The organism is Rhizobium sp. 9140, assembly GCF_900067135.1.
In the GTDB taxonomy this organism is placed as follows: Bacteria; Pseudomonadota; Alphaproteobacteria; order Rhizobiales; family Rhizobiaceae; genus Ferranicluibacter.
In genome coordinates, this window is sequence record NZ_FJUR01000001.1 from 3,431,262 (window position 1) to 3,445,000 (window position 13,739).

Sequence of the window (13,739 nt, forward strand, 5' to 3'; positions counted from 1 at the left end):
CCGCCGCCTACCACCCGGCTCGGCAATCCCCGCCCGCTTCTCGGTCGAGAGCGCCAGCATGCCGTTGCAGGATCATGGAAGAGGAATCCGGATCAGACAGCGAATGCCGTCGTCGAGAAACTGCAGTTCGGTTTTCGCATTCAGCTGATACGGCAGCGCCCGCTCGATCAGTTCGCGGCCGTAGCCCTTGCGGCGGGGCGCGTCATCCCTCGGCATGCTCACCCCCTCTTCCCGCCATTCCAGCATCACGGCCCGCTCTCCCCCACGGTCTTCGATCGTCCAGGAAATGCGCAGCACACCGCTTTCCTGGCTGAGCGCGCCATATTTGGTGGCGTTTGTCGCGAGTTCATGCAGCGCGAGGCCGAGCGCCTGAACGCCGGGCGTCGGCATCGTCACCGGCGGCCCTTCCACATGGACCGCCTCCATGCGGGACGCGGCACCATGCGCCCGCAACTCGCCCTCGATCAGGTCTCGCAGCGAAATGGTCTCCGCCACCCGCGCCACGATCCCCTGAACCCGGCTGAGCGCCCGCAACCGGCTCGAAAACTCGGCACCGAAACATTCCATCGAGGTGCTGCTGCGCAACGTCTGGCTGGCAACCGACTGGACGACGGCGAGAAGATTGCGCGTGCGGTGCTGGAGTTCGGCCACCAGCACATCCTGCCGATCCTTCATCGCGCGCAGCTCGTGAATGTCGGTCATGGTACCGATCCAGTCGCCCGTCTGCTCGCCGAACGCCGTCAGCACGGGCAGCGCCCGCATCTGGTGCCAGCGATAGGCGCCGTCGGCGGCACGGCGAACGCGGTGCTCGACATAGCATTCACCGGTATCGGCCGCCGCCTGCCAAGCCGAAAGCGTCAGGGCGCGATCTTCAGGGTGCACTGCATTCAGCCAGCCGAGCCCGAGGCTTTGCGGCTGGTCGAAGCCGGAATATTCCACCCATTGCGGGCTGCCCCATGTGCGCGACCCATCCGCCACGCAGCGAAAGACGAGCTGCGGAATAGTGGTGGCGAGCAACCGAAAACGCTCTTCGTTCTCCGTCAGTCTCTGGCCGGCAAGATGCGATTCCGTCCGGTCGCGCAGGATCCTGACGAAACCCGAACCGTCGCTCAGCGGCATGGTGAGCCCGGATGCCCAGAAGCAGGTGCCATCCTTGCGCATCTGCCAACGCTCGTCCTCCGCCCGGCCATGGGCTATGGCATCCGCGCGCTCCAGCGCCGGCATGCCGGCCGCCCGGTCTTCCGCGGTGAAGATGACGTCACCCGACTGTCCAAGAATATCGGCCTCCGTGAACCCGAGCACGCGCTCGGCGCCGGTGTTCCAGCTCGTCACGCGCCCCTCGGGATCGAGCGAGAAGATCGCGAAATCGATGGCACTTTCGAAGACCACACGGAGCAGGTCGTCGCTCTCCGGTGCAAGGAGCGGAGGTCGAGGCGCGTCATGAGAGGTCATGGCCTTTGTCCTCTGTCTATGGGCCGATCTACAACCGGCTCAGGAGTTGGAGCAGTTCGTCGGGATCGACCGGTTTCTGGAGAAACGGCGCCTCGCGAAAACGCTCCGGCAGGTCGCCCCGGTCATAGGCGGTCAGGAAGGCAAACGGCACGTTCCGCAGGGACAATGCATCCGCCACGGGATAGACCTCCGCACCGCGCAGATGAATGTCGAGAACGGCGGCATCGATCTGCTCCGCTTCGTCCACCAGCTTCAGGGCACCTTCGAGGCTCGATACCGGCCCGATGACATCCGCCCCGGCCCGGCCCAGCACGTCCAGAATATCCGCAGCCACCAGATATTCATCCTCAACGACGAGAAAAACCTTGTCGAAAATGTCGGTTTCCTCGCTCACCACCCGTTCCTCGTCATCCTGTCATGTCCTCCATATGCCGGTATCATCGAACCAGCCTCGCAAGCGGGCACCCCGCTTTCGGTCACGATCCCGAACCCGTATCGCGCTGTTCGGTTCCGCGGGAGATCGCGATAGAACCAATCGCCTCTCCGGCGCAAGATCCAGACGTCCAGTGTCACAAGTGTTTGCGGCGCAAAGGCGACAGGCGGCAAAGTCGTTTCCGCGCATCTGCGCATTCATGGCGAGAGCAGATAGGTCCATGCGGTTTCCATGGCCTAATCCTCTTCCCCCGGAACCCTACCTGCTTCATGCCGTACCTTCCTCCCATCCACCCGGTGCGGCACGATCGACAGGAGGTTCTCTTGAAGACCATAGCCGCCACCATCGCCCTATCGGCCCTTGCCACCACCGGGGTCGAAGCCGAGGAAACCCGGCGAACCCGTGTTGCGCCCGCAGCCGTCAACGATGTCGCGCCGGGGCTCGGCCATTTTACCGATGACGTGCTGTTCGCCGACGTCTGGCTTCGCCCGCAGCTTGCCGCCCGCGATCGCAGCCTCGTCACCGTTGCCGCGCTGGTTGCCACCGGCAAGACAGCGCAGATCGGCAGCCATGTCGGCCGTGCGCTCGATACCGGCGTCGAGCCGCGCGAGATCGGTGAACTCATCACCCATCTCGCTTTCTACACAGGCTGGCCGAACGCCATATCCGCCGTCACCGAAGCAAAAACCGTGTTCGAGGCCCGTAACATTGCCCCCGTGCGTGACAGCGAGGCCGCGCGCGTCGTGCTCGATGCCAAAGCCGAGGCCACACGACGCCGGACGGTGGACACCACGGTCGCGCCGACAGCGCCTGCCCTTGCCGAACTGACGAACAAGGTCCTCTTCGGCGACCTCTGGACGCGACCGGATCTGAGCCCCCGCGACCGCAGCCTCGTCACCATGGCCGCCCTCGTCGCCATCGGCCAGCCCGAACAGTTGCCATTTCACGCCAACAGGGCCATGGACAACGGGTTAACAGAGACGGAAGCTGCGGAGGTTCTGACCCATCTCGGTTTCTACGCCGGCTGGCCCCGGGCCATGTCAGCCGTTCCCGTCCTGGAGCGCGTGCTCGCCACCCGTCACGAACAGAAAGCCGAAGCCATGCCCCAAGAAAACCGGATCGAAAAAGCCGATATCACCCTAACCCGTGCCGGCACGGCCGCCACAGGCGGTCCCGAAGCCTATTTCACCGGCAAGGTTGAGATCTCGACCCCGTATAAGGGCGATGCCCCGGCGCGCATCAGCGGCGCCACCGTCTCCTTCCCCGCCGGTGCCCGCACCGCATGGCACACCCATCCGCTCGGGCAGACGCTCTACCTCGTCTCCGGCAAGGGTTGGGTGCAGAAGGAAGGGGCTGCGCGTGAAACTTTCGGTCCCGGAGACGTCGTCTGGATCCCGCCGCTGGTCAAGCACTGGCACGGCGCAGCCGCCGACACGCCCATGGTCCACTTCGCCGTCGCCGAAACCCTCGATGGCAGCGCCGTGACGTGGCTCGACAAGGTGACCGATGCGGAATACGGCGGTAAAGCTGCGATTGACTAACGATGCTTAGCCTGCGGGATCGAAGGAACGCGATCCCGTAAGGCGGAATCCCTTGATCGACACGCGTGAAGACCGTTGCCCGCGTATCAAGGCACAGGCTTTGTCCGAACGCATAAAGTCCAAAGCCTCTCGGGCGCCGTATGCTACACCGGACCCATCCTCATCCTCACATCCGGCGCCGCATGTTTCATCTCATCTTCGGACTGCCCTGGCTGGTCGTTCTTGTGCGTTTTATCCAGCCGCTGCCATGGCTCTGGTCGGCCAAGGCGCTGCTGGCGATCGTGCTGCTGCTCGCCTCCCAGTACCATTTCTTCAGCCGCATCTCCTCGGGCTCCGTCTTCTCGCCGGAGTTCCCGCGCTGGCTGGTCATCGGCTTCAACCTTCTCTTCGGCGCCATCGCCCTGCTGGCGGTCCTGCAGATCGCGCTCGATCTGGTGTCGCTGCTGCTCGCCCTCGTCAAGGGCCGTCTCATCACGGTTCCCCCCGGCATTCGCTATGCCATGGGCGCAACGGCACTGGCTGCGGCAGCCATCGGCGTCTCCCAGGCCATCCGCGTTCCCCCGCTGAAATCGATCGAGATCGCCATTCCCAACCTGCCGCCATCCTTCGACGGGTACCGGATGCTGCAGCTGACCGACATGCATATCAGCCGGCTGTTCCCGCAAGCCTGGGCAGAGGCCGTCGTCGAGAGATCCAATGCACTCGCGCCCGACGTGATCGTCATCACCGGCGACCTGATCGACGGCAGCCTTGAGGATCGCCGGGCCGATGTCGCGCCGCTTGCAAAGCTGAAGGCTCGCGACGGCGTGATCGCCATCCCTGGCAACCATGAATATTTTTTCGGCTATGCCGAATGGATGGCCCACTTCGCCTCGCTTGGTATGAAGCTGCTCGAAAACCAGCACACCACCGTAACGCGGGACAATGCCGCGATCACCATCGCCGGCGTGACCGACCTTTCCGCGAGAGCCCACGGCCTGCCCGGCCCCGATCTCGCAAAGGCCCTCACGGGGGCGCCGGCAGACGCGCCCATCATTCTTCTCGACCACCAGCCCCGCGAGGCGGCACGCGCCGCCGCAGCCGGCGTCGCCTTGCAGCTCTCGGGCCACACCCATGGCGGCCTGATTCTGGGTCTCGACCGTCTCTTCGCGCGGCCGAACAACGGCTTCGTCTCCGGTCTTTACACGGTCGGCGGCCTGCAACTCTACGTCAACAACGGAACCGGCCTCTGGCCCGGCTTCGCACTGCGCCTCGGCCGCCCCTCGGAACTGACTGTCATCACCTTCCGGCGGAAGTGATAGCGCCTGGAGTTTGTCAGGGATAAGTGGAAACCGGTCCCTCAGCCCCGCGCCCGAAGCGCCGCGGTCAGCGGCAACCGCGTGGCCACGAAGGCCGGGATGAGGCCGCCGAGCGCACCGATCGCAAGGCCGAGCAGGCCGGCGACGACCGCGACATCGTATGTCACCGATAGCTGGAAGGACAGGCGCGCGTTGTTGGCCCCGATCGTGCTCGCCTGCCAGCCATTAAAGCCGAGCCAGGAGACGACGAGACCCAAGGCAACGCCGACCGCGGCAAGGCACATAGCCTCGACCCAGGTTCCGACAAAGGCGGCAAACTGCTGGAAGCCCAGCGCCCGGACCGTCGCGATTTCGATCGTCCTGTCGGAAACGGAACTCATCATCGTGTTCAGCGCACCGGCCGTCGCGCCGATGGCCATCAGCAGCGCCAGCGGCCAGGCAAACAGCCGGATGAGACGCGCCGTGCGGCCGGATTGCGCCGCATAAAGATCCGCCTCCGCCATCACCACGAGAGGCACGGTGCCGAGCGTCGAAAGCCGGGCCTGCAAGCGCGTCAGGCCAGCCGGCTCGATCAGCCGCAGCCGCAGGCTCTGCACGGTATTCTGCCGGTCGAACCCGGCGCGGACCGCATCGAGATCGGCCCAGACCTCGGATTCGAACGCGTTGCCATGGGCCGAAAACCGCCCGACGACCCTCCAGTCGACAGCACCGAGACGCACACTTTGGCCGACCGTGAGGCCGAGTGTCGTGGCAAGCTGGTCACCCATCACGATCTCCCGCGCGCCCGGCGTGAAAAAACGGCCCTCCGTCACGGCGATCTGATCGCGCATCGACGCTCCGGCAGCATCCATCCCGCGGATCGCAATCGTGCGAAATGCATCATCGTCGGCCATATCGACATCGACGGCGACGATCACCTCGCGCGACGAGACAAGCCGCCCCGCACGATTGCGCATCGCGCCGATATCGCCCGTCGTCGCTTCCAGCGAGCGGATGACGTCGGGAGGAATATCCGAGCCGTTTTCCTGCTGCGCGCCGCCACCGAGGATGACCGCAACCATCGGCGAGCCTGCCCCGGCAAGGGCGCTTTCGAAACCCTTGGCCGAAGCGAGAAAGCCCGCCAGCACACAGACGACCAAGGCGATGGACAAAGTCATCGACAGGGAAATGGCGAGCCGGCGTGGCAGGCTGAGAAGATTGACCCGGATCATGATGCCGGTCTGTCGCATGAGCGTGGACATGGAGATCACCGTGTTCTTGTCAACGGCGGAGTAAAATCCTGCCACGCGGCGGCGCAAAAGTCGGCCACTTGTGGCGCGCGCATGAGACCGCCGGGAGGGCTTAGGCCCGAGCGGGGGTCTCATGCGCGCGTTGCGATTTTCGAAGGGCGTCAGCCGGCCTTTCGGGCGCGGCTTTGGGCGAGACGATAGCTGTCGCCGTTCATCTCGAGGATGCTGACGTGATGGGTGATGCGGTCGAGCAAAGCGCCGGTCAGGCGCTCGGACCCCAAGGTTTCCGTCCATTCGTCAAAAGGAAGGTTGCTGGTGATCAGGGTCGCGCCTCGCTCGTATCGTTGCGAGATCAGCTCGAACAGCAATTCCGCGCCGGTCTTTGACAGCGGCACGAAGCCCAGTTCATCGATGATCAACAGCTGGTAGGCGGCCATCTGCTTCTGGAACCGGATGAGACGCCGCTCGTCGCGCGCCTCCATCATCTCGCTGACCAGTGCGGCCGCTGTCGTGAACCCAACGGACAGGCCCTTCTGGCAGGCGGCCAGGCCGAGGCCGAGCGCCACATGGGTCTTGCCCGTGCCGCTGGGGCCGAGAGCGATAACGTTCTCCCTGCGCTCGATCCATTCGCAGCGCGCCAGTTCCAGCACCTGCATCCTGTTCAGCTTTGGGATGGCGGCGAAGTCGAAACTGTCGAGGCTTTTGACGACCGGGAACCTGGCCGCCTTGATGCGACGCTCGACCTTGCGACGGTCCCGTTCGATCATCTCCCGCTCGGCAAGCCGGGTGAGGTATCCGACATGATCGACGCCTTCGGTGGCGCACAGCCGGGCCAGCTTCTGGTACTCGCGCTGGAAACTCGGCAGCTTCAGGGTTTTGAGATAATGGGTGAGAAGGATCTCGGGTGCTTGGGTGTTCATGCGACTTCTCCCGCATCCGACGACAGGAGACGCATATACGCCTTCGCCGATGTCGTCTCGACCGTCGCCCTCGGCAAATACGGGTAGATGGACAGGTCCAGTCTGGGCGGCCGGCGTTCCACCCGGCACAGGATCAGATGCTTGACGGCGTCAAAGCCAATGGCGCCAAGCTGGATCGCCTGCTTCACCGCCGCATGCAGATCGGCGAGTTCGAAGCTCTCCAGCAGGCGGAGGACCTGCACGTACTCACGCCGGCCGTGTTTGGCCATGCGGCCTTCCATCAACCGGCGCAGCGTAGCGAACTCTTGCGGCAAGTCCCAGCCCTGGAGGGGCGCTGCCTGATCCAGCGAATTGATCTTCTGCTCGATCAGCGGCAGGTAATGGACAGGATCGAAGACGACGTCTTCCCGTTCCCAGCACCGAGGATGGCGGGCGATGATCTCGCCACGGCCACCAATGACCACTTCGTTGACATAGCCGCGCACCCACACATCCTGATGGCCATAGGCGACCGGGACGGAATAGTCGTTGGTCTTGTAGCGCACCAGCGACTGCGCCGTCACCTTGGCACTTGCCTGGTCGCAGGCATCAAATGGCGAGGCTGGCAAGGCGCGCATGGCAGCCAGATCGCGCCGCAAGCGCTCGCCGATCGTCTCGCTCTCGCCGCGCAGCCTGTCGCGCTGGCGCTTCCGGCACTGCTCCTCCAGAAAGGTGTTGAACGCCTCCCATGTCGCAAACTGCGGGATCGGTACCATGAAGTTGCGCCGGGCATAGCCGACGAGACCCTCGACGTTCCCCTTGTCGTTGCCCTTGCCGGGACGGCCATAGCGATCCCGGATAAGGTAGTGGGACAGGAAGCCGCTGAACAACGTCGCGCGCTTGCGGGTGCCGTCAGGCAAAATCTTCGCCACCAGGCAACGGTCGTTGTCGTAGACGATCGATTGCGGCACGGCGCCGAAGAAAGCGAACGCATGGACATGGCCATCGACCCAGGCCTCGGCCACTGCCGCCGGATAGGCCCGCACGTAGCAGCCGTCGCTGTGCGGAAGGTCGAGCACGAAGAAATGCGCCTTCTGCTCGACACCGCCGATGACCACCATCGCCTCACCGAAATCGGCCTGCGCATGGCCGGGCGGATGCGACAGCGGCACGAACACTTCCTGGCGGCGCTGATCCCGCTCGCGCATGTAATCCTTGATGATCGTATAGCCGCCAGTGAACCCGCATTCGTCTCGAAGCCGGTCAAACACCCGCTTGGCCGTATGGCGCTGCTTGCGCGGCACTTGTCTGTCTTCGTCCAGCCAGTGATCGATCGTCGAGACAAACGCATCCAGCTTGGGCCGCCGGATCGGTGATTGTCGCTGATAGCCAGGTGGCGTCGAATAGGACAGCATCTTGGAAACGCTGTCGCGCGATATGTTGAAATGCTTTGCAGCCTGACGCCGGCTCATGCCTTCCGAGCAAGCCAGTCGAACCTTCAGATATAATTCCACGGTATAGATCCCCAGGCCCTCCTGCGCTCATTGCAGAAGAGAAATAGGTGGCCGACTTTTACGCCGCCCGAAGCGGGACAATCCCGCCGCTACCGTGGTCTAATTTTGCACCGCCGCTCTCACAAAGAATTTGCGCCGCGCGTGCGCATGGCAAAAGGCGAAGGTGATCGGTACGGCTTTCTTTTCGGCGACACTGAGCGGTTCGAAGCCATTGTAGCAATCACTCTGCAGAATGCCGCCATACCCGGCCAGGTGCTTCTGCGGATGCTCGCCGCGCCGGTCGCTCGACGCATAGTATATGGCCGCCGGTGCAGCCGCGCCGCCGTAGGGCCGGTCATCGCACACGTAGGTCAATATTCGCCCGGTCGTGCATTTGTCTTTGGCCTGAATGGGAATAGTGGTGTCGTCGCCAAAAAGGCGCTCGGCCGCGAAGACATGCGCCTCGATCAGATCAAAGATCGGCAGCAGCGCGGCTGTCCCATACCCGACCTGGTCGGCCAACGTCGAGGTCGAAAGCTCGATGCCCTCGCATTTGAACCGGGTGCTCTGCCGGTTGAGCGGACTATGCATGCCGAACTTATCGAACAAGATCGTCGCCAGCAGATGAGGACCGATGAAGCCACGCGGCGTGGCATGGAACGGCGCCGGCGGCTGGCTGATCGCCTCGCAGTCCCGGCAGGTAAATTTTTCCCGTACGGTTTCGATCACAATAAACCGGCGCGGGATCTCCTCCAGCGTTTCGGTCATATCCTCGCCCAGCTTGGAAAGCCGGGATCCGCCACAGCATGCACAAGTGCTGGGAGGATCGATGACCACACGCTTGCGTTCTACATCCTCCGGCCAAGGCTTTCGCACCGGCCGCTTGCGTGTGAACGAACGTACGCTCGCGGTCTTGGCGGCAGCAGCCTGCGCTGCAACCTCGTCCTCTGTCGCGGCCATCACCAGCTCCTCGAGCTGCAATTCCATCTGGTCAAGCAATCGCGCGGTGCGTTCGGAACGCTTTCCGCGAAGCTCCCGCCTCAGCTTTTCGATCGCCAGCTCCAGTTTGGCGATCAACGCCTCGCTGTCGGACAGCATCGCCTGGGCATTGGCGGCTTGCGCCACCGCAATGTCCCGCTCGGCGACGACAGTATCGCGCTCGGCAACAACGCCATCATGTTCAGCCTGCAATATTTCACGCTCGGAAAGCAGCGCCAGATAGGCGCTCGCAAGGTCCGCAGGAAGATCCAAAGGCTTCGAAGTCATGAAGCCATTCGATCAGATTAACTCAATATTTTCAATGTAATAATGCTATCCGACCCGTGTCGGTCGCCAGGTTTCCTGCGGATTGCGCCAGTCGATCCCGGACAACAAATAGGACAATTGCGCCGGTGAGATCGCTACCGCCCCGCCCTCCATATTCGGCCAGATAAACCGGCCCTTCTCCAACCGCCGGGTAAAAAGACAGGCACCCAGACCATCATGCCAGATGATCTTCAGAATATCCGATCTGCGCCCCCTGAAGACGAAGAGATGCCCTGACAACGGATCGTGCTTCAGAACCTCCTGAACCCGAAGCGCCAGCGACGGAAAGCCACAGCGCATGTCCGTGAACCCAGTCGAAAGCCAGACCTTGACGCCTGTTCCCATCGGAAAAAGGTTCACCGCAGCGCCTCCAGTCCGCGCAGGATCCGAAGCAGCGCCTCAACGTCGACATCGCGGTCCACGATCACGCGACGACCGTTCGCGCTGACAACATCCATCCGGCCGACGGTGGGCAATGACCCTGCTGCTGGCTCTACCTCTGGGACAAGCAGCGCGGGGACAAAGCCGCTCACAGGCGACGCAACATCCAGTTGCCACGCTCGTGCGAGCCGGCGCCATTCATATAACTGCGAGCGCGATATGCCATGTCGCCGCGCCGTCGTCGCACACAAGCCAGGTTCCGAATAGCTCTCGGCGACAATCTGCAGCTTCATCTCTTTGCTGAAGCGACGACGTCGCCCGCTATCGACAATCTCAAGTCGTTCCATTCCGCACTGTCCATATTGACGTCAATAAGGACAGTCAGTGCCAGATCCGACAGCTCCTACAAGGCGGCCCACCTCGGATGCGTACTGCCGTACTCGCCGAGGCGGAGGCTGATTGGAAAGCGTTACAAGTGTCGGTGGTTGCGGGGGCAGGATTTGAACCTGCGGCCTTCAGGTTATGAGCCTGACGAGCTACCGGGCTGCTCCACCCCGCGGAAGGGAAAGGGACTGAGTGTGTGGGAGAAGATATAATGTTTGCCTTTAGCAGACCTGGCAGCGACCGACTCTCCCGCGTCTTAAGACGAAGTACCATAGGCGCTGGGGCGTTTCACGGCCGTGTTCGGAATGGGAACGGGTGCGGCCACCCCGCCAGAACCACCAGGTCGGCTAAGGGCAAACGATGAGAAGCTGGATTTGTTGGCGAATGGTGAGCTGTAAGCAGTGAGCCGGTTATGACTTTGCTGTGGCGTCTGTTTCGCTGGATTTGAACACGTCTTTGGAGTGCTTGCCGGACGCCTGTGACCCAGACCCTGTGGTCTGGCAAGCGCAAGGCGCGTCGCCCATCGTTGGGCGCGCCGTCCGTGAGCCGAAGCGGCAAAGCCGCGACAGCGTGAGGACAAAACATGCGATCGAGCCGACGAAGGCTTTGCCTTCGCGGCGACCGGCGAAGGCTTTCGCCTTCACCTTGCGATGAGCATGGGCAATGGGAACGATCAAGTTCGATCGAACGATTAGTACCGGTAAGCTTCATGCATTGCTGCACGTCCACACCCGGCCTATCAACGTGGTCGTCTTCCACGGTTCTCAAGGGAATACTCGTTTTCAGGGGGGTTTCCCGCTTAGATGCCTTCAGCGGTTATCCCGTCCATATATAGCTACCCTGCTATGCCCTTGGCAGGACAACAGGTCCACCAGAGATATGTCCATCCCGGTCCTCTCGTACTAGGGACAGATCCTGTCAATATTCCAACACCCACGGCAGATAGGGACCGAACTGTCTCACGACGTTCTGAACCCAGCTCACGTACCGCTTTAATTGGCGAACAGCCAAACCCTTGGGACCTGCTCCAGCCCCAGGATGCGATGAGCCGACATCGAGGTGCCAAACAACCCCGTCGATATGGACTCTTGGGGGTCATCAGCCTGTTATCCCCGGCGTACCTTTTATCCGTTGAGCGATGGCCCTTCCACGCGGGACCACCGGATCACTATGACCGACTTTCGTCTCTGCTCGACTTGTCAGTCTCGCAGTCAGGCGGGCTTATGCCATTGCACTCGACGAACGATTTCCGACCGTTCTGAGCCCACCATCGCGCGCCTCCGTTACTCTTTCGGAGGCGACCGCCCCAGTCAAACTACCCACCATACACTGTCCCGGATCCGGATAACGGACCGCGGTTAGACATCCATGACGATAAGGGTGGTATTTCAAGGATGGCTCCACCTGAACTGGCGTCCAAGCTTCAAAGCCTACCACCTATCCTACACATGCCGACACGAATGCCAGTGTAAAGCTATAGTAAAGGTGCACGGGGTCTTTCCGTCTGACCGCAGGAACCCCGCATCTTCACGGGGAATTCAATTTCACTGAGTCTATGCTGGAGACAGCGGGGAAGTCGTTACGCCATTCGTGCAGGTCGGAACTTACCCGACAAGGAATTTCGCTACCTTAGGACCGTTATAGTTACGGCCGCCGTTTACTGGGGCTTCAGTTCAAAGCTTGCACCTCTCCCTTTAACCTTCCAGCACCGGGCAGGCGTCAGGCCCTATACGTCGTCTTAAAGACTTCGCAGAGCCCTGTGTTTTTGATAAACAGTCGCTACCCCCTGGTCTGTGCCACCCCATCATACTTGCGTACAAAAGGGTCACGCTTCTTCCGAAGTTACGCGTGCAATTTGCCGAGTTCCTTCAGCATAGTTCTCTCAAGCGCCTTGGTATGCTCTACCTGACCACCTGTGTCGGTTTCGGGTACGGTCTATACGGTGGGGCTATTTCCTGGAACCGCTTCCCCGCCCTGACAATCCAATAAGTCAGAACAAGTTACGCAATCCGTCACTTCCCACCAGGCCCACGAATATTAACGTGGTTCCCATCGACTACGCGTTTCCGCCTCGCCTTAGGGGCCGGCTAACCCTGCTCAGATTAACTTTAAGCAGGAACCCTTGGTCTTTCGGCGAGAGGGTCTCTCACCCTCTTTATCGTTACTCATGTCAACATTCGCACTTCCGATACCTCCAGGAGCCCTCACGGGTCTCCCTTCACAGGCTTACGGAACGCTCCGCTACCGCTCTGCGATCCGTTAGGATCGTCAGAACCCTCAGCTTCGGTGCATGGCTTTAGCCCCGTTACATTTTCGGCGCAAAACCCCTTAATTAGACCAGTGAGCTGTTACGCTTTCTTTAAATGATGGCTGCTTCTAAGCCAACATCCTGGTTGTTTTGGGAGTCTCACATCCTTTCCCACTTAGCCATGACTTGGGGACCTTAGATGGAGGTCAGGGTTGTTGCCCTCTTCACGACGGACGTTAGCACCCGCCGTGTGTCTGCCGAGTAGTACTCTCAGGTATTCGGAGTTTGATTAGGATCAGTAAGACGGTGAGTCCCCATAGCCCATTCAGTGCTCTACCCCCTGAGGTATTCGCTCGACGCACTACCTAAATAGTTTTCGCGGAGAACCAGCTATCTCCGAGTTTGATTGGCCTTTCACCCCTAGCCACAAGTCATCCCAATCTATTGCAACAGATGCGGGTTCGGTCCTCCAGTTGGTGTTACCCAACCTTCAACCTGCTCATGGCTAGATCACTCGGTTTCGGGTCTAATGCGACATACTCAAACGCCCTATTCAGACTCGCTTTCGCTGCGCCTACACCTATCGGCTTAAGCTTGCATGTCACACTAAGTCGTTGACCCATTATACAAAAGGTACGCCGTCACCAATAATGGCTCCGACTGTTTGTAGGCAACCGGTTTCAGGTTCTATTTCACTCCCCTTGTCGGGGTGCTTTTCACCTTTCCCTCACGGTACTTGTTCGCTATCGGTCATGCACGAGTACTTAGGCTTGGAGAGTGGTCTCCCCATGTTCAGACAGGATTTCACGTGTCCCGCCTTACTCTAGGACGATAAAAGCATCACCGCATACGGGGCTATCACCCACTATGGCCGACCTTTCCAAGTCGTTCTGCTTTAGCAATCATCGCCACTGGCCTGGTCCGCGTTCGCTCGCCACTACTTGCGGAGTCTCGGTTGATGTCCTTTCCTGCAGGTACTTAGATGTTTCAGTTCCCTGCGTTCGCCTCTTACACCCTATGGATTCAGGTGTAGATACCTTATTGATAATGCTTGGAAACCGAGCGCGTCCTTGACG

General features: G+C 61.2%; 10 protein-coding genes, 1 tRNA gene, 2 rRNA genes and 1 pseudogene (1 of these 14 only partly in view). 2 read left to right on the forward strand and 12 right to left on the reverse strand.

Annotated elements, in window-relative coordinates; genetic code table 11:
- Positions 1-72: 72 nt before the first annotated feature.
- Positions 73-1,452, reverse strand: coding sequence for a sensor histidine kinase (locus GA0004734_RS16185; protein WP_092935337.1), 1,380 nt, complete (start codon positions 1,450-1,452; stop codon positions 73-75).
- Between the two features lie 28 nt (positions 1,453-1,480).
- Positions 1,481-1,846: a response regulator gene (locus GA0004734_RS16190; RefSeq protein ID WP_245292443.1), complete on the reverse strand. Its 366-nt coding sequence runs from the start codon at positions 1,844-1,846 to the stop codon at positions 1,481-1,483.
- Between the two features lie 362 nt (positions 1,847-2,208).
- On the opposite strand from GA0004734_RS16190, the gene GA0004734_RS16195 reads away from it, so the two are divergent.
- Positions 2,209-3,426 carry a (R)-mandelonitrile lyase gene (locus GA0004734_RS16195; protein ID WP_092935339.1) on the forward strand — a complete coding sequence of 406 codons (1,218 nt, stop codon included), beginning with the start codon at positions 2,209-2,211 and terminating at the stop codon, positions 3,424-3,426.
- A gap of 182 nt (positions 3,427-3,608) precedes the next feature.
- Positions 3,609-4,724, forward strand: a complete 1,116-nt coding sequence (locus tag GA0004734_RS16200; protein ID WP_092935341.1) for a metallophosphoesterase — start codon at positions 3,609-3,611, stop codon at positions 4,722-4,724.
- Positions 4,725-4,765: 41 nt separating this feature from the next.
- On the opposite strand, the gene GA0004734_RS16205 is transcribed toward GA0004734_RS16200, so the two are convergent.
- The 10 genes and pseudogenes from GA0004734_RS16205 to GA0004734_RS16250 all read right to left on the reverse strand — a co-directional run.
- Positions 4,766-5,965 carry an ABC transporter permease gene (locus tag GA0004734_RS16205; RefSeq protein WP_092936368.1) on the reverse strand — a complete coding sequence of 400 codons (1,200 nt, stop codon included), beginning with the start codon at positions 5,963-5,965 and terminating at the stop codon, positions 4,766-4,768.
- Between the two features lie 149 nt (positions 5,966-6,114).
- A complete protein-coding gene (istB, locus tag GA0004734_RS16210) occupies positions 6,115-6,873 on the reverse strand; it encodes an IS21-like element helper ATPase IstB (protein WP_092930036.1) in 759 nt (252 codons plus the stop codon).
- A complete protein-coding gene (gene istA, locus GA0004734_RS16215; protein ID WP_139056207.1) occupies positions 6,870-8,366 on the reverse strand; it encodes an IS21 family transposase in 1,497 nt (498 codons plus the stop codon). The genes istB and istA overlap by 4 nt, the downstream gene beginning before the upstream one ends.
- A gap of 36 nt (positions 8,367-8,402) precedes the next feature.
- Positions 8,403-9,611 (reverse strand): annotated as a pseudogene (locus GA0004734_RS16220) (IS66 family transposase); the annotation flags it as partial.
- Between the two features lie 45 nt (positions 9,612-9,656).
- The gene (gene tnpB, locus GA0004734_RS16225; protein ID WP_092935686.1) at positions 9,657-9,995 is read right to left on the reverse strand and encodes an IS66 family insertion sequence element accessory protein TnpB; all 339 of its coding nucleotides are present in this window, start codon (positions 9,993-9,995) and stop codon (positions 9,657-9,659) included.
- Between the two features lie 11 nt (positions 9,996-10,006).
- Positions 10,007-10,378 carry an IS66-like element accessory protein TnpA gene (locus tag GA0004734_RS16230; RefSeq protein ID WP_092930189.1) on the reverse strand — a complete coding sequence of 124 codons (372 nt, stop codon included), beginning with the start codon at positions 10,376-10,378 and terminating at the stop codon, positions 10,007-10,009.
- Positions 10,379-10,513: 135 nt separating this feature from the next.
- Positions 10,514-10,590, reverse strand: a tRNA-Met gene (locus GA0004734_RS16235).
- 53 nt (positions 10,591-10,643) lie between these two features.
- A 5S ribosomal RNA gene (gene rrf, locus GA0004734_RS16240) occupies positions 10,644-10,758 on the reverse strand.
- Between the two features lie 67 nt (positions 10,759-10,825).
- Complete coding sequence (locus GA0004734_RS16245) at positions 10,826-11,092, reverse strand: hypothetical protein (RefSeq protein ID WP_139056217.1); 267 nt, start codon at positions 11,090-11,092, stop codon at positions 10,826-10,828.
- Positions 11,085-13,739 (reverse strand): 23S ribosomal RNA (locus tag GA0004734_RS16250); it runs 241 nt beyond the window's last position. The genes GA0004734_RS16245 and GA0004734_RS16250 overlap by 8 nt, the downstream gene beginning before the upstream one ends.